The following is a 23265-nucleotide window of genomic DNA, read 5'->3' as shown; positions in this document are numbered from 1 at the left end:
TGCTCTGATGTTGGAAGCATCTTGGCTTTTACAGTTATTTGCACAGTTTCACCCCCTCGTTTTTTGTTCTTCGACATACCGCCTTATGGTTTCGCTCGATACGTTTCCTGCGGTATCTAGGGCAGAATACAAAATGATAATTGATTAGCGATACAGTTGTTTGAGTTCTTCTATATGTTTAGCTCATAAACACATTGTATCGGTATGAGATTCAAACTGCAATATGTTTTGCCACGCAAGCGCCATTCATCCCACGGCTGAAGCCAGGCAAGCTCAGTATGGGCTTTCTGGCGCAATTCCTGTAAATACTGCACTGCTAACGGCCTTGGCCCCACAATACTCATGTCACCTTTAAGGATATTGAATAGTTCAGGCAGTTCATCTAAACTTGTAGACCTTAGAATCCTACCAAACTTTGTTAATCTAACACTGTCTGGAAGCAGCTCGCCATTCTCGTCCTTCTCATCCGACATAGTTCTGAACTTATACATAGTAAATATTTTCTCATTAAGTCCAGGCCTTTTTTGCTTAAACAGCACTGGACTACCCAGCTTAACTCTTACTAATACACCAACGATTATAAGTACAGGACTTAAAACTATAATTGCAATCAAAGACAAAATGAAGTCCATTGGTCTTTTTAGAAATCTTCTGTATATACCTTTATTATTTGAGCCATTTATGCTCGGCTTTACTTCTTCTTTAACTCCACTCTGCATCTATTCCCACCTACTTCTCATTAAGACCAAAGTCCCTTTATAATTGAACATATCCTATTTAAATCTTCATCCGTCATCTTCGTATCAGATGGCAAGCAGACCCCATTCTCAAACAGCTTCTCAGATACATCGCCACCAACATAATCATACTTAGCAAAGAACGGTTGCATATGCATCGGCTTCCACACCGGTCTCGATTCTATATTTTCTTCTTCTAACTTAACCATCACATCTAAAGGTCTAACCTTACCTTTCAAAGTCATCACACTTAACCAATAGTTAGGCTCATTCCAGTCATTGATTGGCATGAATTTTACACCTTCTAACTGCCCAAGCTCTCTCTTATAAAATTCAAAGATATATTTCTTCTTAGCTACTCTTTGGTCTAATACTTTAAGCTGCCCTCTACCTATCCCAGCAACGACATTGCTCATGCGATAATTGAACCCTAATTCGCTATGCTGGTAGTGCCTTGCTGCATCTCTAGATTGAGTAGACCAGAATCTAACTTTCTTAATCTTCTCTTCATCATCAGAAACAAGCATTCCACCACCAGATGTTGTGATGATCTTATTTCCATTAAACGAGAACACTCCAAACTCACCAAAGGTTCCCGTATGTTTTCCTTTATAATAAGCACCTAAAGACTCAGCTGCATCTTCAATAACTGTCACATCATACTTGTTACAGATCTCCATGATCTTATCCATATCAGCTGATAGCCCATATAAGTGCACAACTAAAACAGCCTTCACCTTATCACCATACTTCTCGAAGGCTGCCTCTAATACTTTTGGATCCATATTCCACGTTTCATAATCACTGTCGATAAAAACAGGAGTTGCATTCTGATAGATGATCGGATTGGCTGTAGCTGAGAAAGTAAGGGTTGGACAGAATACAATATCTCCTTCACCAACAGCAGCAGCTTTAAGAGCTAGATGAATTGCGCCAGTACCTGATGTCATAGCTGCTGCATGTTTTGAACCAACTTTAGCTGCTAGCTCTTTCTCAAACTCATTCACGTTCGGTCCAAGTGGTGCTACCCAATTTGAATCGAATGCTTCTTGTACATATTCCATTTCATAGCCTTCATCGCTCATATGTGGTGAAGCTAGCCATATTTTTTTATTCTCAGCCATTTTACCGTCATCCTTCCTTATCTAAAGTCTATGTATTTTCTCAAGTTCACCATTCCAGCATAAATCTATCAGTAATGTTAACAACAAAAGGCTTACTTTTCCCATAGCAAATATTTTCTTTTACTAAGTAGCATTCGACTATGTGAGTACCACTGTACAACGTAGATTCTTCTCGAACTTTCTTGCCTTCAATAATTTGTCCGTCATAGAAGTCACCTCTTAAACAGTTACTGTTTTGAGCCTCATTGCCTGTATTTGTAATTTGCCAATAAACATCATATTGTTTTATGTTTTCAGATTGAGCTTCAAATCTTAGCGTAGCGTTCTTAGGCAAAATATCGCCACTGGCAAATGACTTGAATCTAAAAGCCTTTTTAGACTTAAGAGCCTTTATATTAACTTCTTTGACATTTAACATAGTCCATTTTGGCTTTTGGTGATGATGGATTGATTCTGCAAATGTTATGAGCTTACTCTCAATTTCATTTGTTTTTCCTACATCAAATGCTCTTTTCTCATTAACTCCCAACTGTTCAGATGCAGTCTTTTGCAGAGCATCACCATAAATATCAATAGTTTCGTTATATGGGGTTAATCCTTTTTTAGCTTCTTTCAACCAGTTATCAAAATGATTTTTTAGAGTTTGCTTTTCATTCCATTTATCAGCAAAATTTTCAAGTGGATTGACAGGATTAAGTATTTTGTACTCACCATCAACTACTTCAATATACTTAGCCATATTATGTAAAACGAACTTCAATACATCCCTCAAATTATCTCCACCGTTGTACGCTTTTGCAGCTAGTGTAGAAATTATTATCGAAGATGGTTTTTGGTCCGGATTATTTTCAAACATTATATCTCTATGTCTTTTTAATATTTGTATCGTTTTTTGAAGTGGTGTTTTAACTTTGTACCCTTTCAGCTCCTCAGCTTTCATTTGAAACTGTTCAGCTAACATTGCTCGCTTTTCAATGAAATTTGATTGTTCTTGAAACCATAAGAAATAACCTTGTGGATTACTAATCTCCCAGTCATTAGATATTGTTTCATATCCTTCAGACCTTTTATCTGTTATTGCAACTGCTCTCTCTTTATAACTAGTAGTTTCTGCATACTTAAATATTTCAAGCTGATCAATGAATTTTTTAGAGTCATCTACACACGGTAAAACATCCATGTGAAACTTCGCTTCATCATGATAATTCAGTGTCCAGCATCGCTTACCATTTTTAGGTTCATTGATCATGTTTTTACTTTTAGCATAGGATTTCACTTCTTTGCCCAGTAAAGTCTTTAAGTCTTTCTGACTTATTGTCTGTTTGGATAAGTTATTGAACTTACAAACCATATCTATGTCGTAGCTATCATTTTCACCTACTGGCTTTATTACGGTTCCTAGCTTGAAAGACCCTTGTAAATAAATCTCCGGTTCGTATTCTCTCAATGACGATTCATCCCGATCTAACCAGCTATTAAAAGAAGTGTAGCTTGTATTGGCCTTCTCGTAATAGTTCTCAGGGATGTCTAGTTCTTTATATAGTTGTTCGTAAAAATCATCAATTTGAGAGAATAAAAGCATCTATATTACATCCTTTACTTACAGAATATGTTTAGCATGTTCACCAGTTTTCTTTGATGATCCATTTAAATCAATACATTCTTTACTGATATCATCTTGAGTTGCTAGAATAGCTTTTTCGGGATTAGATTCACAATATTTAACAATCCGTTCTTCCTCTTGATTGGTTAATTCTAAATCGTATATTTCATAAAACAAAACTTCTTTACATTTGAAGTGTTTCGAAAAGTGAATATTGGTATTCACAGTTTTACAATACTCAGGAGTAAAACTTCTCAATGAATTAACTTCTAATATTTCTGTCATTATCATCTCTTCATAGAATTCTCTATGTACACCAACTTCACGATTTTTTCTTGTGTAAAACCAGTTAAAAAGTTTCACTAGATTTTTCCCTTGTACTCTAATTCTTAAGTCGTCCTTACTTGTTTCGTCTATAGGTAAATGATCATCATCTGTTATTTCATAGTTGCGTTTTATATCTTTGAAACTCGGCAACATTTTAAATACGCCACCGACAGGCTGATATTGATCAATTCTATTTCCTTTTACCAATAAGTACTTTCCATTAATTTTGATTTGAAATAAATATGAAATACTTACTCGGATTTCTGTTTTCCATAATAGCATTGCTCTTACAGCAACAGATAAATGCTTTCTATTCTCTAAAATATATCTGAAAATCCAGAATAACCAACCGGATATAAGTCCTGCAACAACAGACAATAAGAATGCAATTAGATTACTACTCATAACAGAACTCCTTTCTTGATTTAGGTCTATGTATTGTATAGAGGTGCTTTTATATATTTAGCATCTTAATTTTCTTCTCTATATGTAGTATTTTGATTGTTTTCAGGTGCTATATCTTGCATAATTCTATGCTTTGATTGGATGCTTAGACGTGTAATGCTTCTGTAACATTAGTACATTTGTCTGCTGTGCTGAAACCCTTGATATTACTGACTTACAACTTCTTTATCCTTTCACCATACTCACGTCGACGCGGTTATGGTAAAAGAATGTAATTTATGCAACATATGGTAGTCAAATATTTTTGACCCACTACATATTGTGGTTTCGTTCTTTTAAGATACTCACGTCGCGCAAAAAATCCAATCACTTCAGTAAATACGGAACATCATCTTCGTCTTCACCTATGTCATGCACACTACAAAGCAATCTTTGAGCCACAATACTTATTGTACCATGACCAGGGCTGATATTTTCTCCCTCTTTCAGTATAAATCCTGCTAATAGTGTTTCGTTGTGCTTTTTCCAGTTGCTACAAGATGACTCTCATATTCTTTAATAAGCTGTGTCCGATGATACTGACAATCACGTTCTCTTGCATTTACCAAGATATCAGTCCCCTTAAGAGAAGCCAAGGCAAGAAGAATCGCAAGGAGCCCCATGACCGCAAGGAGCTCAAGGAGCGTACATCCCTTTTCACTCCTTGAGCGTTTGTTCTTGGATTTTCCTAGTTTCTTCATCAGATACTTCTTCTTCACAAAACCACTCCTGTAATCAAACATGAGCATACCCTGTGCTAAAAATAGCCTTACCTCAAATCCGGTGTATAGGTCTTCACAATAGAACCTACAAGCTCCTTCACCATCTTTGAAGACACGTCGTCATCATGGATCTTCTCCTTCAGCATCATCAGTGTCTCTTTCAGCGTCTCCTTGTCAAAACCGTTGGGCCTTCCAATATAGATGAGTTCATTTGGAGTCTTCTCCAGTCCTTCCTCTGCCATGAGAAGCTCCTCATAAAGCTTCTCCCCGGGACGAAGACCCGTCACTTTAATCTCAATGTCCTCATGAGGTTCATACCCGGAAAGACGAATGAGATTTTCCGCCAGATCATAGATCCTCACAGGGTCTCCCATATCCAGCACAAAGATCTCTCCTCCCTGGGCGTAAGACCCAGCCTGAAGGACCAGCTGCACCGCTTCCGGAATGGTCATGAAGTATCTCACAATATCCTTATGGGTTAAGGTCACAGGGCCGCCGTTCTTAATCTGCTCCTTAAATAGAGGAATCACAGAACCATTGGATCCGAGAACATTTCCAAACCGCACTGCCACAAACTCCGTCTTTTCCGCATCTGCGTCCAGGGTCTGCACAATCATCTCACAAAGCCTCTTGGAAGCGCCCATGATGTTCGTGGGATTCACTGCCTTATCCGTAGAAATAAGAATGAACTTCTCTGCCCCAAAGTTTCTCGCCGCCAAAGCCACATTCAGCGTACCAAAGACATTGTTCTTAATGGCTTCTTCTGGGCTGGTCTCCATGAGCGGCACATGCTTATGTGCCGCCGCATGGAACACCGTCTCCGGTTTCTCCGCTTTAAAAATCCTGTCAATCTTCTTCTGATCTCTTACAGACGCAATGAGGGTCAGAAGATGCATCTCCGGATACTTTCTCTTCAGCTCATTTTCAATCTCGTAGGCATTGTTCTCATAGATGTCCAGGATGATGAGTTTCTTCGGCTGAAGGGCTGCGATCTGTCTACAGAGCTCACTGCCGATGGAACCTCCGCCTCCTGTAACCATCACGGTCTTTCCTTTGATGTACTGAGAAATCTTGTCGTTATTCAGCTTGATCTCTTTTCTGCCCAGAAGATCAGAAATCTCCACATCACGGATGGAGGAAATGTTGATTCCCTTATCCACCATCTCATAGATCCCAGGAAGAGTCTTCAGCCTGGCCTTGGTGGTCTTTGCAATGTCCAGTACACGTCTTCGGTCCTCATGGGAAAGACTTGGAATGGCAAAGAGGATTTCATCTACTTCTAATTCTTCCACAAGTGCAGGAATCTCCTTGGCCCTGCCAAGAACCTTAAAGCCTGCGATTCTTGCCCCTTGCTTGAACTCAGAATCATCCACCAGGCCCACCACTTCCATAAGTAGCTCCCGATGGTTTCTGATCTCCTTGATGATCATGGCTGCCGCCTGACCCGCGCCAATGATGAGAACCTTCTTCAGACCTGGGTGCACACCACCCTTTTTAGGTAGTTTCTCCAGGAGAAGTCTTCTATAGATTCTGAAGTACATTCTCACCGCCAAGGTCCCCGTCAGAGCCACGATGGATCCCATGATGATCACCGAGATAGAAACAAGACCATTATAAAGAAGAACAGCGAGAAGGTTCACCACAAGCCCTGAAATGACATTGGCCATGACCACATTACGGTAGTCATAATACCCCGCCACGGTCCAGAGACTCTGATAGAGACCAAAGGCATGAAATATAAGAACATATGAAAGTGGAATCACTATCCCATAAAATGAAAAGGTGCCCTGATCAATCAGAGGCACACGAAATTCATGAAGCAGCATATTGGCCATGACAAAGGAAAAGAAGATGAGAAGAACATCCGCCATGAGGATGAAGATTCTTTTATATTTTCTGTATTTCAATAGCATCATTGTCATTTCATCTCCATCAGTAGTCTAGATTAACCTTGCATATCCTCAGAAAAAGGAATGGCTGCAAGAAGTGGCAGGTTCAGTTCATTTGTGATAAAGTCTGGATCCTTCACGGTCTTATCCATGAACTCCATAAGGAATACTAAGAATACAGACAGCATGAGGCCCAGGACAAATCCAATGGCCAGATTCATCTGAAGATTCGGGGACGAAGGTCCCCCAGGCACATTGGCAGGATCAAGGATCTGCACAATGTCCGTGCCTCTTAGTTCTCTCGACACTACCTTGAGGCTTCTTGCCATCTGATTGGCCACTTTATAAGCAAGCTCTCTGTCTGTGGACGTAACACTTAAATTCAGAAACTGTGTGTTTCCTTTTGGAGAGGTACTGATCATTCCCTGGAACTGCCCTACGGTGAGAGTAAGGTCCAGGTTCTTAATGACATCTTCAGAAACAGTTCTGGACTTGGCAATCTCTGCATAGGTGTCCACCAGCTTCTGGTACATGTTGATGTCATTGATGGTTTCAGACACAGAGTTTCCGTCTCTCTCATCACTGATAAATACAGAAACAGTACTTCTATACTCCGGTTCGATGAAGAAGAAGGTGACAATACCAGCCAGCATGGTCACAAGGACCGTTAACACGATAATGAGTCCCATCTTCTTTCTAATCATCTGCCATAATTTACTCAGGTCTATGGTTTCTTCATTCATATACTGCTATTGCTCCTCTACGATCTAAAATTCAAAATACTAACTACATTTCTCGAATATTAATTATAGCATAATTTGCCATGCTCATTGCAGTTTTTATATTACATAGTTCGCAAGCTGCACCTTAAAACTTTAATTGTTACTTTATTGTAACCAGTGAATTCCGTAGATACCGCGAAGGCAAGTGGATTCTCGTGATCTATTTTTAGATTTTATAATAGAATACAACTTCCATCAGACAAAACTCCTCGCGAAATTGCAGTATCACAAATATTCGACAATCCTTCACCAATAGTGCTCTAGTTTTTTTGCTTTTGTCAATTCCTACATCTATCATGCGAATAAAACAAAAAAATAATATTTCTACGCATGCATAAAAACAGAGCACAGGAACTTTCACGTGAAAAAACCTCCAGAAGGGTTCTCCATGACGGAACCTTCCAGAGGTTTTCTAGTGATCTTTTTCCTATAGTGTTTTTTGCAGTCTATTCTGCCATCTGCTTCTGTCGTCTGCTTCTGTCGTCTACTTCCTTTGTATGCTGGATATCATTTGTCTTTACGCATCATTTTCCTTCTACTGTCCTTTTGCCTTATTATCATCTTTCTTTATCTTTCTTTATCTGTCATTTATCTACATGAAGTAGTGGCACCATCTAAGGTTTTAAGCGTACAAAGGCACATCTGGCGATGCAACCCTCTATTTTAGTACCATTCTCTTCTAGTGTACTGCTCTATCATAGCCTGGCTCCTCTTCTTTCCCTTTTCCTTTTCTCAGACTTTAGAAGTAGAGTTCCAAAATATCCTCCACCGCCAAGAAATAGAAGGAGTCCCAGAAGAGGCCAGTACTCTTTGGCGGAACCAGTGGATGGCAGAGCAGTAACATCCTCTTCCGAAGAAATCTCCGGTTCTTTAGGCGATTCAGGTTCCTCCGGCTTCACTGTTTCTGTCTTTTCCTTTTTCAGAGTCACCTTGGCAGAGGCAAAAAGCTTTACTCCTTTTGGATCTTCTCCAGAGACTTCTGCGTTGTTTTCAAGCTCCTGCGCCTGAAGATCCGCCTCCGTCACACGGTAGACCGCCGTAAGACGAAGAGACTCTCAAGACAGAAGGGTTACTTCTCCATTTTTTATATCCTTTGTAAGTACTTCCCCGCCTTTCGTCAGAAGGGACAACTTCACATCATAAAGATGTGGCAAGAGATCTGTCAGCAGCACCTTATTTAATGTGACGGCTCCTTGGTTCTTCGCCTCTACCGTGAAGCGGATCTCTTCCCCAAGATGGCTGAACTTTGTTTTGTCCGATGTCTTTGATATAGAGAGGTATGGCACCTCATTACCCGTTAACACCGCAGTATCCTTTGCTTCCAGCTTTTCCCCTTGGGGGTTTAGCGCTGTAGCTACCGCTTCATTCACTAGAATTCCGGCATCCACATCTTCCTGTGTCACCCTGTAGGTTGCCTTTGCTGTGAGCACCTCTCCCGGAAGAAGGGAAAGACTTCTTAGTTTTTCCACCGCTTGTCCATTAACTTCCATTCCAAAAAGCTCCGAAACCTTTGGAAGAGCATCTGTGATCTTAAGATCCTGAAGGGTTTGATCTCCAGTGTTCTGTAAAGTAAAGGTATAGGTGAGTAGATCCCCTGCCCGTAGCTCTTTCTTGTCCACGGTCTTTTGGAAGGAGAGACTAGAGGTTCCTGATCCTTTTGATGGCAGGAGACGCTATGGTCTCCCCTTCCTTATTTCTTATGACAAAGGACACATCATAAAGATCCGGGAGAAGATCTTCAATCTCCACCCCATACAAGGTCACATTGCCCGTATTCTCTGCAATGAGAGTGAAGTGAATCACCTCTTCTGTCTCCTTGTAAGAAGACTCCTCAGAGGTTTTGGTCAAAGTAATTTCCGGTAGAAGCTCTCCTTCCACCCGGACCTTTGCCTCTTTTTTCAGCTCCTCCCCCTCCTTGTCAAAGGCTGCAGCCTCAGCATGGTTCAGAATAAAGCCCCGGTCCACATCCTTTTGGGTCACCTCATAAGAAGCCTCCGCAGTGAGGGTACTTCCTGGAGAAAGCACAAGGCCTTCCAGAGCATCCACAGGCTCCCCATCTGCTTTATAGTTTTTTAGATCACTGATTCCATCCAAGGTATCGGTGATTTTTATATTATGAAGAGAAACTGTCCTAGTGTTTTTTATAGAAAAGCTGTATAAAAGGGTATTTCCCAGCACCAGCTCCCCTTCTTTCAAGGTCTTGGTAAAGGCCATGTCAGAAAGAACTCCTAAGAATCCCGCATTTTTAGGCACCTTGAGGTTTTCCCGGTTTAAGGTGAAGGCTTTGGTAGTGCCTTCCGGCTCCAGATGAGACCTTAGATTCTCCTCCTCTTTAAGGGTAGTGATTTCATAGCCTTCTGGCGTCTTCACCCGAATCTTGTAGGTGCCTTCTCTTAAGACATCCAGATGATAATACCCCTTCTCATCGGTGAGAGCCTTTATCGGTGTTCCATGAAGATCTAAAACAGGATTCCCCTTTTCATCGGTGAGCTCCACCTCATAGCCGGAAAACACACCTTCCTCATCCTGAAAAACTCTATCGCCGTCTTCCTCTTTGAATATGTAGCCATTCCACCTCATAGCGGTACAGCGCCGTGGACACGGCGTTGGTTTAAAAGAAATTCTTTGTGTTCACCGTACCCATAAAGGAGTTTGTGGCCATCATACCGGTTTTAAGCCCATCATCCAGAGGCACTTCATAGGGCACATAGAAGCTCACTTTTTGACCTGTCTTAAGAACACCTTCTGTCAGGACAATCTTCACCGCCTTCACCGCGCTGTAATCTGAAACCTCTCGGCTCCAGTGATCTCCCGCGTAGTAAGCTTCCAGATCCTTTCCAGGCAAGGTGCTGGAATTCTTTCAAGAAGTATGGGCTCTTCTCCTGCTGCAGATAAGTTCGTTTCTCCCGTTTCCAGGACTTCATAAGTCAGATAAACAATTTCCTCTTTTGTGCTGGCGTGTCTACCGCCAGTTCTCTGAAAGCAGCTCTTTTTCTTTCTTTTTCTATTTTATCTTTTTCATTCGACTTCTCATTTGACCTTTCTCATTTACCCTTTTTCATTAACCTTTTTTGATATTTATTATTTGCTCTCTTTCATTTTATCTTTCATTTTTCAAGATTTCCCACTTTTTTCTGCACCCCGGTACTATGCCTTAAGTTTCTGCGGAACTTTTATCTGAGCCATCATATCACTCCAATGATAAACATTTCTACGTATCTAAGTTAAAAGCAGCGCTAATGCTATGAATCACAATATCTACCGGACGGCTCAACTGGCTTTATTACCATAAATAGTGTTCTTTTGTTCTACTTCTAACACGGCTATGGTGTTTATTTCTGACTACTCCGGCATCGGTAAGGTTTTTCTTACAGCTCTTCTTTCTCTAAAGAGATTGTTCAGGTTGTTTTATCCAGGTATTACGATAAATACTAAACAAAAGCGACTTCCCCATCCGGTAAGTCGCCTTCATGTTTCATTATCCTACTAAATATAGTGTTATATGTGCTATCTAGCTCATTATTTAAACTATGGCTCCGCAAACAATACTCCGCTTGATTCCAGTTGGTTTCTGTTTGTTAGTTGTCAGGAACCTGATAGGGATCAGCACCTATTCCACCAATAAACCGGGAAGTATAGTATAAAGACTTTCGAGAAAGTTCCGTGTTCATCTGAATCCCGTATTCCTCCAAAAGAGTTTTTTCCCCCGAGAATAGATCTACACCAAGTCCCAACTTATTACCCTCAATCTCTACCCCCAAACTGGATAACGTAGACGGAAACAAATCAAAGGCAGTGAACTCACGATTCTTTAAAATTTCCGTATCCGCTGTCTTAGCCGGATTCACAAACACATTATACATGGTTCTTTCATAGTATGAATCAATATCATCCAGGAAATCCACATCCATGGTGCCATGATCCCCCACAATCACCACTGTGGTATTCTCATAAAAATCTTGCTGCTTTATCCAGGATAAAAAATCATCAACCTGTTTGGAGGAGTTTGCAATGACATTGGCATACTGCTCTTCGAACTTATCCTCTGTTGTCTCACCCATATATCCATCTTCATGATGGGTATCCGCCGTAAGCATTGTCAGGTTAAAGGGCTCTTCTTTTTCACTCAGTTCAAGAAGCTTCTCTTTGGCAAAACCAAAGAGCTTTTCATCCTCATAGCCCCACCATACACTATACCCATCCGGAATCATCCCCTCTTCCAGGGCTCTCTTGTAGTCCACAATATCATAGTCTCCATGCTGCAGATAGAAATTTCTTCGCCCACCAAAGGTCGCATCGGAACCGATGAGTAGGTTGTTGCTATATCCATGCTCCTTCAGAATATCCCCTATAGATATCGCTCCTGGTAAGAATACACCATACTCCGACATGGTATTTCCCTGAATTGGTAGTTTTAAAGGAAGTCCTGTGGAATGGGAGAACATGGCTGCCATGGTCCAGCTGGTCCCGAAGGCGTCCTTATACCCACCATATCCGCTGGTGTTGGAGAAACTGTAATTTTCTTTGGCAATCTCCAGAAGCTCTGGAATATAGTCATCTTTGAATGCACCTTGATTCTCTTCTGAAGTATAAGTAAATTCCATAGACTCCAGGAAAATGTAGATGAGATTTCTCTTCTCCTCCGGAAACGTGAGTTTCCCCACCGGATCCACATAGTGGTCTTCAATAAAACTAGAACTGTTCAACTGGTCTGATATATAGCTCTGCAGCGCAAAGCTCTTATTTGCTGAGTCAAAGGTGAAAATCAGAAGAAATATACAAGAAAGCACCAGAAGCCTTGTATAAATCTTTTTAGACCATAGCGGAATCTTATAGTGTTTGCCACTTTCTTTGAAATGCAGATTCACGTAAGTTGTCACAGAAATCTCACTGTGGATGAACAGCAAGACACCAGCCACTAGCACAACCAGAAATGCCGGTGTCAGCACCTCTTTGAACACTGAAGTCATGAAGCTCGTGTCTGCACCTTCCAGTGGCACTAAAATATGAAAAATCACCTGGTCCATGGTCAAGTCCGCAAAATTCCGACTGGTCCACTCTACCAGCCGGTAGAGTCCATAGGACAGAAATAAAGAAATGAGCACCAGGATGGAGTACCGTTTATGCACTATGGTCTTAACTATTTTTTTCAATACTGCTCTCCTTTACCTGATTTTTTTCTACGGTAATAACAATCTGAACTTTTTTCTTCAGCATCTGCCAACCTTTTCCAATAAGAATCGAAACAATACTGAAAATAAGAAGGCCTTTTACAGAAACTATCGAAGGATGAAGTCGACCTTCAATAAAAGGCGCTGGCAAACTGAATGCTATTTTGTAAATCGAAACAGAAACAATAACGTTGAAATAAATGAGAAGTATCAGATTCTTGAGCAGCTTCAGCATCTCATGAAAAGCGGGTTTCTTTTGAATGGATACATCCTCATGTATGATGATAAAAGATAAAATACCCGGTAGTATCAAAAACAAAAAATCCATCTGTATCCCCCCATAGTAGAGCCTCTTTCAGAAATAACACCTAAAGAACTTTCCACAAATAGGATAATTGTATCAATCCAAGACACTATTGTCAATTTGCTTCATAATTATACATAACTGCATAACCCAAACCTGAATCACCTGAAAAACTTAATCCATTCCCCTTCGTCAAATCTCGCTAAACGATCCTGATCTATGTCAAATTACAGATAACAAAAGTGTTCCAACAGCCTTAGTTTCTACGATCAAAGCATCTCCTCATTATCCAAGCCCTCTTACTCTCTCTTTTTTCGATAATCAGCGTGTTAAACTAAAAAAGCCAATCCCCATGGCATCTGTCTTGTCAGATGTCTCAGGGGATCGGCTTTATATTATTTCTATTATGATGATGATAATTTATTCATGCATTTTCATTATATGTTCATTTGAGAAAAGATCCCAAACAGCTCCATACAACTAAGCCTTCTTTTTCTCTTCTTTCAGCTCTTTTCGGCTGCCAGAAACAAGGTCTCTTAAATCAGATGCCGCAAGAATAGAACCAAAAACAATCACGGCCGCGAAGACAATATCCAGCCACCCCACTGTCTCTTGAAGGATGAAAAACCCGAAGACAATGGCCCAGGCACAGTAAGTAATATTCAGCGCCATGGCTTTGGAAGCACCAATCTTATGGATGGCCTTATAGTAGAACAGATAGGAAGCAGTACCAAAGAAAGCGGAAAGAAGAATCAGGAAGACCGTACTTCCTCTAAAGACCTCCATACTCAATCCCCATCCTCCAAGCACCGGTAGAATGATGAAGGCATAAAACAGAGTAGACGTAAGCTGCCTGATCTGCAGAGCGTGTTCATCGGAGATATCAGGATCCTTCAGTCCATAGGCGATGATCACAGCCTCCACCGCCCAGCCAATGACACAGAGAAACGCAAAGAAGAATCCAAGAAGCGCATTTTCAATCTCACTGCCTCCAGGTGTGTACCCCAGAGCAATGACTCCGCCAATGCTGACAAAAAGGCCCACCAGCTGGTAGGGCTTCATCTTCTCTTTTAGAAACAGATACGAAAAGAGAGCACCCACCGCAGGAAAGAGAGACGAAATGATGGCCGTATAGGCTGCACCAATATACTTGATGGACAGTACATACCCCGTCATCCCTAAGGGTCCTCCCATAAGTGCCGCAAGAACAATAAATTTACCACTTCTGGATCTAAGTACCCGAAGAACATTACGGTACTCTTTTTTCACTCCCATGAGAATGAGCATCCACACACTGGAAAAGAAATCATGAACAAAGGTGCTGACAAAAGGAGAGAGAAATATCGCCTGTTCTGTTGTGAGAAAAGGCGCACGAGACAATGCAATTCCTAAAATAACCGTATCAAGCCCCCATAAGAGACCTGCAGACAAACCTTCAAACATACTTTACACCTTTCCTACACAGCTATGAGTGCTGTCAGTTTAGCCAGATTTTTTTTTGCTCTTTCATAACGTTCATCGGCATAGGCATGAAGGTCCTCTCCACAGGCTGTTCTCTGCTTGCCCCATAGACTCCATAGGAAGTCCAGAAAGATTTTGTTCATGAGAATTCTCTTGCCTTCCTCCTCCGTCATAGCCCCTTGAAAATAGAAGGATTGGAATAATTTCTCCTCTTCTTCAGAGAAGTTACCTTCAATAAACACATCTGCGATATCCCACATCGGATCATTCATGCCAGCGTACTCCCAGTCCACAAGGTACATCCGATCCCTGCCCCGCACAAAATTTTCACACAATGGATCATTATGGCACATGACTGGATACACCCCATAAGACTTATAAAGATGTTCCAAGCCATAGACCTCTTCTTTGATCTTTGCATAATCATCCCAAAAATAGTTTTCTTCTTCCGCCTTTAGAAGATTCTCATACTCCACAATTTTCTCAAAGACATCAAAAATCACAGGAATGGTTTTTCCAGAATGATGCAGCTTATGGAAAAGCTCCGCAGTCTCTCTCATATACTGAGGTGTTTTTATGAGCTCTGGGTTCATGGTCACTGCATCCTCAATGTATCTTGTGATCTTCATGCCAGTCTTCTCATCAAACCACTGGTTTTCCGCATCAATGCCAATGTCATTGGCAAGTCTTGTGGACAAGGATTCTTCATAGCGGCTGATGAGTTCTTCCGTACCAACTCCTGGAAGCCTCACCACATAGGATCCTACCGGGGTGTCCACCTTGTAATTGAAGTTTGTGAGACCTCCAAGCCTCACAACCGAAGAACCATCCAAATCAATATTTAGCTTTTCCTTCATCAGTTCCTGAACTTTTTTCTTCATATCGTCATTCATTGTCCACACCCCTTATTTCATGATTCTCATAGCTGTACTCATACTTCTTCTCATTTGCTTTAAAGATAAATCCATGAGCCATCCCTTGAACGGATACTGGGCTTATCACGTCAATCTCAGCTTCTTCACAAAGAAGCCTGCGAGAAATATCTTTTAAGATGGAAGAACGTGAATCCAGCGCATAGCTCTTGTCAAAATCTTTCAGCTCAGAAAGGGAGTCAAACTCCTTGATGATGCCCTGAGGAAACTTCTTGATCTTCATCTTCAGCTTCTGAAGATGCTTGAGATACATATGCTCCCACAGCATCGTTTCACTTCCAGGCATTGCATAGGTTTCTTCCAGGATCGGGATAAATCTCTTGGAAAAATCCTCCGTAAAAAAAGCATGTCCGATCATATACCAGGCATCGCTCCCACCAATGGTGACACCTGAAATGAATCCATCCCCGTCTTCTTCCATGCACCACTCTTCCGTACTGCCCTTGGCATATTCTGCAGAATAATAGGCTTCCATCGGCTCCTCACAAAAAACGTTGGAGGTGAAATAATTATCTGCAGAGCAGATATATGTATCCCTAAGCCGGTCTTTCACCGCATACATGGACGAAAGATTGTTTTTTACTGCATACTCTCTATTTTCCACAATCTGCACCTGGAATTTCTTTTCAAGGTACTGGAACATCTCCTTTTTATACCCCACCACCAAGGTAATATCCTGTATCCCTGCTTCTATGAGCTGCCGAATCTGGCGCTCGATGAGCACCTCTCCTTTCACCTCCAAGAGTGCTTTGGGTTTTTCATAAGATAAAGGCGCAAATCGGGAAGAGAATCCCGCCGCCAGTATAATCGCATTTTCTTTTCTACTCATTTTCCCAATCCTTTTCCATATAGTCCAGTACAATTTTGCTGTATTCTTTGGCGTAGCGGTACTGCCTTAGGGAGTACTCCCCAAACTCAACACCAAGCATTCTTTTATATTCACACCAGTTGCTCCATAAGAGGCCACAGACAGCTACATACGCATAAAGCTTCATCCTGGTCTTTCTGTCGGGCTTTGTCTTGAAATACGCCTCCATGAGATGATCAAACTCCTGTTCGTCATACAATGCATAAATAGCAAACATAGCCAGATCCACATGAGGATCCTGCATCCCCGCGTATTCCCAGTCAATGAGGCGGATGCCCTCTTCCGTGAAAAGAAAATTATCAGGCACCGCGTCAATATGAGTTAGAACGAAATCCCCTCTTTCTTTCTCAATGAAAAGCTTCAGAGCCGTGACCTTTTCCTTGACCTTCCCGTAGTCCCCAAACAGTGTTTCTCTGGTCCAGAGACTTTCATAATAGTCGATGCTTTTAAAGAGATCAAAGGTGTGCGGCACTGTAAGCTTCTTCTCATGGAATGCTCTCAGATACTTCATACACGAAGATACCTCCTGGAGGTTCTGTGGATCACACTCCCTGGTGTCCTGCCAGTACTTCGTGATCTTATAGCCTTTCTCCGGACAAATAGCCACCACCTGATCGGAGATGCCTTCACCCTTTATTGCTTTATAGGTGTGATATTCACCAGTTCTATTGATGAGGTGCTCAGTCCCTTCACCAGGAAGACGCATGATATATCGCCCCCCTCGCAGTTCAAATAAGAAGGACCTGTTCGTCATCCCTTTCTTCATGAGAGAGATTTCTTGGATTTCTTCTATAGACGCATGAAAAACCTCAGCAATATACTGCAGCACTTTAGAGTTCAGATGGTCAGACTCCGCATCCAGGCTCTTCAAATCCATATAAGTTGTAATCTCTACGGCTTCCTCTTTTCGGACAAACTTTGGGAAGATGCCGCCCATTTTCTTCTGAAACAGCGCTTCCTCCCAGAAAGAATGGGCCCAGTCGTCCTCTTTCATGAGATCTTCCATGCAGTCTGCCAAAAGCTTGCCTTTCTCTTCTGTGAGATAACTGATGCCAAGGACCCGATTTCCTTTTTGATCCAATGGAACCCGCTTCACAGTGCCAGAACGGCTTACACGGAATCCCGAACCTTCTTCCTCCTCTCCCAGCATATACCAGGAATAGGTTTCTTTCTGGCTAAAAGGATTGGTTATGGTGTACACATCTCCTGGGATGATGTAGGCGTTTCTGATCTTGTCCTTCGCAAGCCCCAGTGAGAAAAGGTTGTTCTTCTTATCGTAATCTTTATTGTACAAAAGATGCACATGAAACTCATCTATGAGGTACTCAAACATTTCCTTCAGATACCCCACAACCACATAGATTTCTTCAATCCCTTTTTCCTGAAGCTGGCGGATCTGACGCTCAATGAGCACTTCCCCACGCACTTTCAGAAGCGCTTTAGGCACTTCACTGCCAATAGGCACCATCCGAAGGCCATACCCTGCAGCAAGAATCACCGCTCTTTCAGGCGTGAAACACCTCACTTCATCTGCATCGGATGGCCTGACTTTCATGTCTTTCGTAAGGATTCCTTCCGCAATCAGTTTATTCAATGTTTTATTCACAAGTCCCAAGGACAGTCTTGTTTCAGATGCCAGCTGTCTCTGGCTTTTATACCCATCTGATAAGATGGTCTTTATAATAAGATGCTCGTAATAGTTCATCAGCGCCTCCAAATTCATTTTAGTGAACACAAAGAGTAGTATACAGGGATGTATAAGACGAATCAATAACGATCTGGTTACAAAGGAAAATAATTTCACAATCCTTCCCTTTTTCCATGACTTTTCCAAATGTCGCCCTCGGAGAGCATGAACCCATCTGATTCCAGATGAAGATGATCAAAGTAGAAAGAGGACAGCGCAACCATCTCCATGGGCACTGTCCTCTTTCTTTTTTTAGTCTCCCCTATTTCTCGTAAGCGATGAACTGATGATGACTGATTCTGTTTTCCTCTTTCGGAAGCTGCATATACTCCCCATAATTGTTTTGGAGCCACTCATCATATCCTTCAGGAATAGGATAGGTCTTTCCTTCAAACTTTCCTAGTAGACTGCTGGCAAAGGCTGATGAAGAGGCACAATCTGTGCTATTGTCTGTAAACACAAGGTTGCCCATCCGGTCTTCCACTTTTGGTGCTTCCTTGGCTAGCCTGTCCATTTGCAAGGCAATGCTGTGGGCGCTCTTGCTTTTTAAAAGAATCTTTCCCACTCTAAGAATCAGATTTTTTACAAAAGATCGCTTTTCATGAATCCTGATGGATTTCAGCATCAGGTATTGATAGAGCATCTTCATCTTTTTCTGCACTTTGAGATCTTGTGGCAGATAATCTAAGGGAAAAAGGTCGATGTTCACACCAATTTCTTCTGTCATATTGTCATTTTCTTCCATGAGCACCGTGTCCGTTTTTGCCACCTTGGCATAGGGAAATGGAAACCACTTGGTGTTATGGCAGGTATACACCTGATAAAGAGACTGGGAACGATTGAACCTTTCGATGAACTTTTCATACTCTTCCCTTTTCATCACAAGATCTATATCATCATCCCAAGGAATATATCCTTCGTGTCTCACGGCACCAATGAGTGTCCCATACCCTAGAAAATACCCCAATCCCTCTTTCTTGCAAAACTCATCTACACAATCCAGGATTTCCACCTGAATCTCCTTTAAGCGACTATGATCGATTGTCTTCATCCTTGTCTCCTTCTTGCCAGCGCTGCTGCAGGTTCCTTATATTACTAGCGTTTTCCTTCTTATTGACCAGGTGGAAAACACATGATTATAGGTTTCAATCTTCTATTTTCATTTTCTATTTTCTATTTTCTATTTTTCAGCTTGTTTTTCACGATATCCTTCAATTTCTCCACCTCTTCAATTTTAAAGAGCCAGATCAGAAGAAGGTATAGGGCACCTGCCACCACGATGGAGAAGATCAGCCCTAGACTGCTTCCAGCTTTAGACAGGAATACAGGGTAAGAGAATTTCGCCAAAGCACCCATGAGCAGAGCCGCCCCAGTAATTTTAATCATTTTCATAAGACTTGATTTAAAGGAGAGTTCCATGGATTTCTTTTTGAGACTTCTGTATAAAAGCACCGCTGTGAATATGGCAGAAATACTTGTGGCCAGCGCCAAACCTGCAATCCCCATGAATCTGGATAAAATGAGATTCAAAACGATATTTGTCACCACACCAACGACGCCATTGATGGTTGGTGTCTTTGTATCGTTACTAGCATAAAAGACCCTCGTAAAGACATCTCTTACCCCATAGGCCAGCATACTGATGGCATAGTAAAAGAGTGCCTGGGAGGTCAGTACTGCTGCCTGTACATCAAACTCACCTCGTAAAAACAGAAATTCTACGATAGGTCTTGCAAGAACCATGGCGCCAACGGAAGCAGGAATAATGAGAAGCCCCATGGAGACCAGAGACTCATTGACGACTTTATTCATTCCTTCCTCATTATGCTCCACCACCATTTTAGAAATGGTGGGAAAAATCACAGTGATGATGGGGATGACAAAGAGTCCATAGACCAGTCCACTGAGCCGGTCTGCATAGTTCAGCGCAGAGATGCCGCCTTCAATGATGGTGGATGCAATATTTTTATCCACAAGAACATTCAGCTGGTTCACCGAGGTACCGATGATGACTGGCACAGCCAAAATCAGCATTTCTCTGACATAACGGTTTTTATGGCTTAGTAGTGCATAATACTTGAACCTATTCTTCATGACAGATGGCAGAATAAAGACAAACTGAATCAGAATGGAAAAGAATAAGCCATAGCCCAGAAGAATGTTCCCAAACCTGCTTGCAGCCGCATAAAACATAATCAGTACAAGATTCATGGGCAAGCTGATGAGTGCTGGGATGATAAACTCGTCTTTCAGCTGAAGATATGCATTCAGAATATACACCAAAGACGTGAAATAAATCCCGAAAATACTGATTCTTGTAAAGGTAACTGCCAGAGAAAGGGTCTCCCCTCTAAAACCTCTAGCAAAGACTTTCACCACTTGCGGGGTAAAAATCAGTACAATCAGAATGAGCACGCTGCAGATGACCAGTACAAGATTCATCACATTGGACGAAAAGCGCAAAGCACTTTCTTCCCCCTCTTCCGTTTCCACTTTACTGAAGATGGGAATAAATGTAGTAGCAAGTCCCGTGCCCACTAAAGCAAACAGCGTCGTGGGAATGGTCTGGGCAATGAGATACACATCAGATATGGCTGTTGCCCCGAAAAAGTACGTAAGCACAATCTCTCTTACAAACCCCAGGGCTTTTGTAAAGAGCGTGATCAGAATAATGATGGCAATGTTTTTTTTCATCTGTTCTATCCTCCGGATACAAAAATCCGTTCATTTCAAAGTAAATGTTATTCTCTCATATGGTAATTTCTTGGTGTGGGATCTTTCCCGACATAATGCATAATGTAATAGAAATAAGTATTATAATACTGCTCTTCTTTTGTGAAAACAGAAATATACGGTACCCACTCTTTATCCAGAATGATCAGGCCGGACTGCTCTTTCATGGTTTCTACTTCCTTTACAAAATAAAAGGAGGTCAACAGCAGAAGCCCTAGAAGAAATACGGTACCCTCCAGTTTCGGACGTCGGAGATAAACAATTCGTGTAAATATAATGATTTCCATGAGTCTTCCGTACACTGCAATCCTAGCCGCAGTAAGTTCAGAAAACTGAAGCAAGAAGTAAAACACAAAACTCAGAAGATACACATCGGCAATCTTCTTCATCATGGGTGAAACCAAGGAAAGCTCGTTGTAGTAGTACAGCACAATGCTAAGAAGACCCAGTCTTGCTAACACCTGAATGCTGAATAGCTCCTTTAACGTAAATGCATCATCCAAGTAATAAGACAGTCTCAGAAGAAAAGGGATTTTCTCACTGAGCATCTCCACCAGGTTCCCTAGAGGGATGAAAGCAAATAAAATACTGGCGGCAATGGTCAGCATCATCCATTTTCTATTCCATGGAATGAATCGAACCAATACATAGAACACCATAAAAATAATACTGGAAGTGTGTATTGTGAGCAGGAGTATCGACGCTTTGTAAAACTCTTTTCTTTTTTCAATTGTATCGCTCCTAAGTGCTTCCAGCAGATAGAAAGCGCCCACAGACATGGCCAGACCTTGTCTTAATCCGCTGTAAACCCAGACGAAGTAGAAAAAGGCGTAGTAGATGACCATGGAGAGCATCGGATTTTTAGAGTACCGGACACAGATCCGGTAGATATAATACAGCGTAATAGCAGCCAAAATGGCCACATAGGTCTGATAGCTCAGCCCAAAGGTCTTGATGAACGATCCAAGGGCTCTGAATCCCACTTCCTGTTTTTCTGTACCGAACAGAATTTCTGGAATCACGAAGGGTTTCAGCTGCTTGTAGAGAAATTCATAAGCAAAATAATCTGCGCCAATCCCATAACGGAATGCAGCCAGAATTGTCAGGAAGATGGTGTACAGCTTTGCGGCTTTCATTTTGTCCTGCAGATAAAAGGCTCCGGCAAGTCCAATGAATAATGTTAAGTAAAGCATATGTCCTCCTGTGTTTGTATGGTCAACGGTATTCTCTTAAAATACCCTCATATAGTGCAATGTAGTCTTTGTAGCGATCTTCTCTTGCATAAAGGTCTTCTGCTCTCTTTCTGGCTTGTCCGCTATAATGAGCCTTTCCTTTTTTTCTCATGAGATCCACCGCATCCCTCAGCTCCTCCAGATTGCCTTGCTCGATGACGATCCCTGTCTGTTCATCCACAGCTTCTGGGCTTCCGCCGGTTCTGAAGGTGATGACAGGGGTACCGCAAGCCAAAGCTTCCAGATTTGTTGTCGGGAAATTATCTTCCAAGGTGGGATTCAGAAGAACATCGCAGGAGGCATAAATCTCCGCCAGTTCTTTCACATGGTCGGTTCTCGTAATCTTTACAATGGAATCTGGAAGTTCTTTCTTCAGCTCCTCCGTAAGGCCTACCAGCACAAGCTTTTCGTCCTCTTTCATGGATTTCTGAAATTCCAGCAGATATTTTAGTCCCTTACGCGGTGTCCACTCAGAACTCACCATCAGCATGACAAACTTTCCTTCCAGCTGATGTTTCTTTTTAAAATCACTTTCAGCCGGTCTGAACGTGCTTAAATCAATCCCGTTCGGAATGACAACAGATTTATACCCTCCGAGATAGGATTCTTTCAGAAGACCTTGCAGCCAGTGAGAAGGGGTGACAAAAGTAAGGTTTCTCACACCTTGGAAAAGCTCTTTCTTATCCTCATAATTTCTCTTAGACTGGTCCAGGATAAGACTCGCAGGATAGCTTTTTTTCTGAGGACACGCATGACATCCTGTTTTCCACTTCTCACAGCCAACAAAATCAAAATACGCGCAGTGTCCGGTAAAGCTCCAACAGTCATGGAGAGTCCACACTACAGGAATCCCTCTTTTTTTGATGTACTCAAAAAGAAGCCCCACGTGGAGGTAGTAGCCATGTATGTTATGAAGATGAATGAGGTCTGGCTGATAGCTCTCCACTTCCTGAAGAAACTCCTCCGTCGCTTTCTTCGAACCAAAACCATGCCGATCAAAGGCTCTGGACATGATTCCATGAACATATAGATCTTTTTTAGATCCGATTTTAATGGTTCTGTCACAATTTTTAGCTTCCAGCTGGCCATAGGCAATGACACCTTCGTGTCCTTTTTCAATGAGAAGCTGATGGATATCCGAAGCAATTCTTCCAGTACTTCGGATACCACAAACGGAATTGATCTGTAAAACTTTCATCGGTCTTCCCCTTTCCATACACCTTAAAAAAGCGTCCATTCCACCCATTAA

General features: G+C 41.8%; 21 protein-coding genes and 1 pseudogene. All 22 read right to left on the bottom strand.

Going from position 1 to position 23265, the window contains the following annotated elements; translation table 11 throughout:
• Positions 1-103: 103 nt before the first annotated feature.
• Positions 104-175 (bottom strand): annotated as a pseudogene (locus T487_RS16475) (IS200/IS605 family transposase); the annotation flags it as partial.
• A complete protein-coding gene (locus T487_RS0111205; protein WP_081827632.1) occupies positions 171-719 on the bottom strand; it encodes a sugar transferase in 549 nt (182 codons plus the stop codon). The gene T487_RS0111205 and the pseudogene T487_RS16475, both read right to left, overlap by 5 nt.
• Positions 720-739: 20 nt before the next feature.
• Positions 740-1861 carry a DegT/DnrJ/EryC1/StrS family aminotransferase gene (locus T487_RS0111200; protein ID WP_031577219.1) on the bottom strand — a complete coding sequence of 374 codons (1122 nt, stop codon included), beginning with the start codon at positions 1859-1861 and terminating at the stop codon, positions 740-742.
• A 46-nt stretch (positions 1862-1907) separates the two neighbouring features.
• Positions 1908-3443 carry a nucleotidyltransferase gene (locus tag T487_RS0111195; protein WP_031577218.1) on the bottom strand — a complete coding sequence of 512 codons (1536 nt, stop codon included), beginning with the start codon at positions 3441-3443 and terminating at the stop codon, positions 1908-1910.
• Between the two features lie 18 nt (positions 3444-3461).
• Entirely contained in the window at positions 3462-4196 is a 735-nt protein-coding gene (locus tag T487_RS0111190; RefSeq protein WP_031577217.1) for an SMODS-associated NUDIX domain-containing protein, read from the bottom strand.
• Between the two features lie 500 nt (positions 4197-4696).
• Complete coding sequence (locus T487_RS0111185) at positions 4697-4954, bottom strand: prepilin-type N-terminal cleavage/methylation domain-containing protein (protein WP_031577216.1); 258 nt, start codon at positions 4952-4954, stop codon at positions 4697-4699.
• Between the two features lie 50 nt (positions 4955-5004).
• The gene (locus tag T487_RS0111180) at positions 5005-6873 is read right to left on the bottom strand and encodes a polysaccharide biosynthesis protein (protein WP_162178252.1); all 1869 of its coding nucleotides are present in this window, start codon (positions 6871-6873) and stop codon (positions 5005-5007) included.
• A gap of 29 nt (positions 6874-6902) precedes the next feature.
• The gene (locus T487_RS0111175) at positions 6903-7589 is read right to left on the bottom strand and encodes a YveK family protein (protein WP_031577214.1); all 687 of its coding nucleotides are present in this window, start codon (positions 7587-7589) and stop codon (positions 6903-6905) included.
• Between the two features lie 734 nt (positions 7590-8323).
• Complete coding sequence (locus T487_RS0111165) at positions 8324-8653, bottom strand: LPXTG cell wall anchor domain-containing protein (protein ID WP_031577212.1); 330 nt, start codon at positions 8651-8653, stop codon at positions 8324-8326.
• Between the two features lie 30 nt (positions 8654-8683).
• Positions 8684-9295: a DUF11 domain-containing protein gene (locus T487_RS0111160; protein ID WP_278245037.1), complete on the bottom strand. Its 612-nt coding sequence runs from the start codon at positions 9293-9295 to the stop codon at positions 8684-8686.
• Positions 9267-10208 carry a DUF7507 domain-containing protein gene (locus tag T487_RS0111155; RefSeq protein ID WP_031577210.1) on the bottom strand — a complete coding sequence of 314 codons (942 nt, stop codon included), beginning with the start codon at positions 10206-10208 and terminating at the stop codon, positions 9267-9269. Before T487_RS0111155 ends, T487_RS0111160 begins: the two co-directional genes overlap by 29 nt.
• A 31-nt stretch (positions 10209-10239) precedes the next feature.
• Entirely contained in the window at positions 10240-10473 is a 234-nt protein-coding gene (locus T487_RS0111150; protein WP_031577209.1) for a hypothetical protein, read from the bottom strand.
• Between the two features lie 733 nt (positions 10474-11206).
• On the bottom strand, positions 11207-12781 hold the full coding sequence (locus T487_RS0111145; protein WP_051651683.1) for an LTA synthase family protein: 1575 nt from the start codon (positions 12779-12781) through the stop codon (positions 11207-11209).
• Positions 12765-13127, bottom strand: coding sequence for a hypothetical protein (locus T487_RS0111140; protein ID WP_031577207.1), 363 nt, complete (start codon positions 13125-13127; stop codon positions 12765-12767). The genes T487_RS0111145 and T487_RS0111140 overlap by 17 nt, the downstream gene beginning before the upstream one ends.
• A gap of 456 nt (positions 13128-13583) precedes the next feature.
• Entirely contained in the window at positions 13584-14546 is a 963-nt protein-coding gene (locus T487_RS0111135) for a DMT family transporter (RefSeq protein WP_031577206.1), read from the bottom strand.
• A gap of 14 nt (positions 14547-14560) precedes the next feature.
• Complete coding sequence (locus T487_RS0111130; protein ID WP_162178251.1) at positions 14561-15445, bottom strand: phosphotransferase; 885 nt, start codon at positions 15443-15445, stop codon at positions 14561-14563.
• A gap of 4 nt (positions 15446-15449) precedes the next feature.
• Positions 15450-16325, bottom strand: coding sequence for an NTP transferase domain-containing protein (locus T487_RS0111125; protein WP_031577204.1), 876 nt, complete (start codon positions 16323-16325; stop codon positions 15450-15452).
• On the bottom strand, positions 16318-18069 hold the full coding sequence (locus T487_RS0111120; protein WP_031577203.1) for a phosphotransferase: 1752 nt from the start codon (positions 18067-18069) through the stop codon (positions 16318-16320). Before T487_RS0111120 ends, T487_RS0111125 begins: the two co-directional genes overlap by 8 nt.
• 244 nt (positions 18070-18313) lie before the next feature.
• A complete protein-coding gene (locus T487_RS0111110) occupies positions 18314-19102 on the bottom strand; it encodes a LicD family protein (protein WP_031577202.1) in 789 nt (262 codons plus the stop codon).
• Between the two features lie 122 nt (positions 19103-19224).
• Entirely contained in the window at positions 19225-20745 is a 1521-nt protein-coding gene (murJ, locus tag T487_RS0111105) for a murein biosynthesis integral membrane protein MurJ (protein ID WP_031577200.1), read from the bottom strand.
• A 47-nt stretch (positions 20746-20792) separates the two neighbouring features.
• Positions 20793-21977, bottom strand: a complete 1185-nt coding sequence (locus tag T487_RS0111100; protein ID WP_031577199.1) for an EpsG family protein — start codon at positions 21975-21977, stop codon at positions 20793-20795.
• 22 nt (positions 21978-21999) lie between these two features.
• Complete coding sequence (locus T487_RS0111095) at positions 22000-23214, bottom strand: glycosyltransferase (protein ID WP_031577198.1); 1215 nt, start codon at positions 23212-23214, stop codon at positions 22000-22002.
• Positions 23215-23265 lie beyond the last annotated feature (51 nt).

This window comes from Proteiniclasticum ruminis DSM 24773 (assembly GCF_000701905.1).
Classification (GTDB): Bacteria; Bacillota; Clostridia; order Clostridiales; family Clostridiaceae; genus Proteiniclasticum; species Proteiniclasticum ruminis.
The sequence above is the reverse complement of the archived record's forward strand: the minus strand, read 5'-3'. Positions and strand labels throughout refer to the sequence as shown.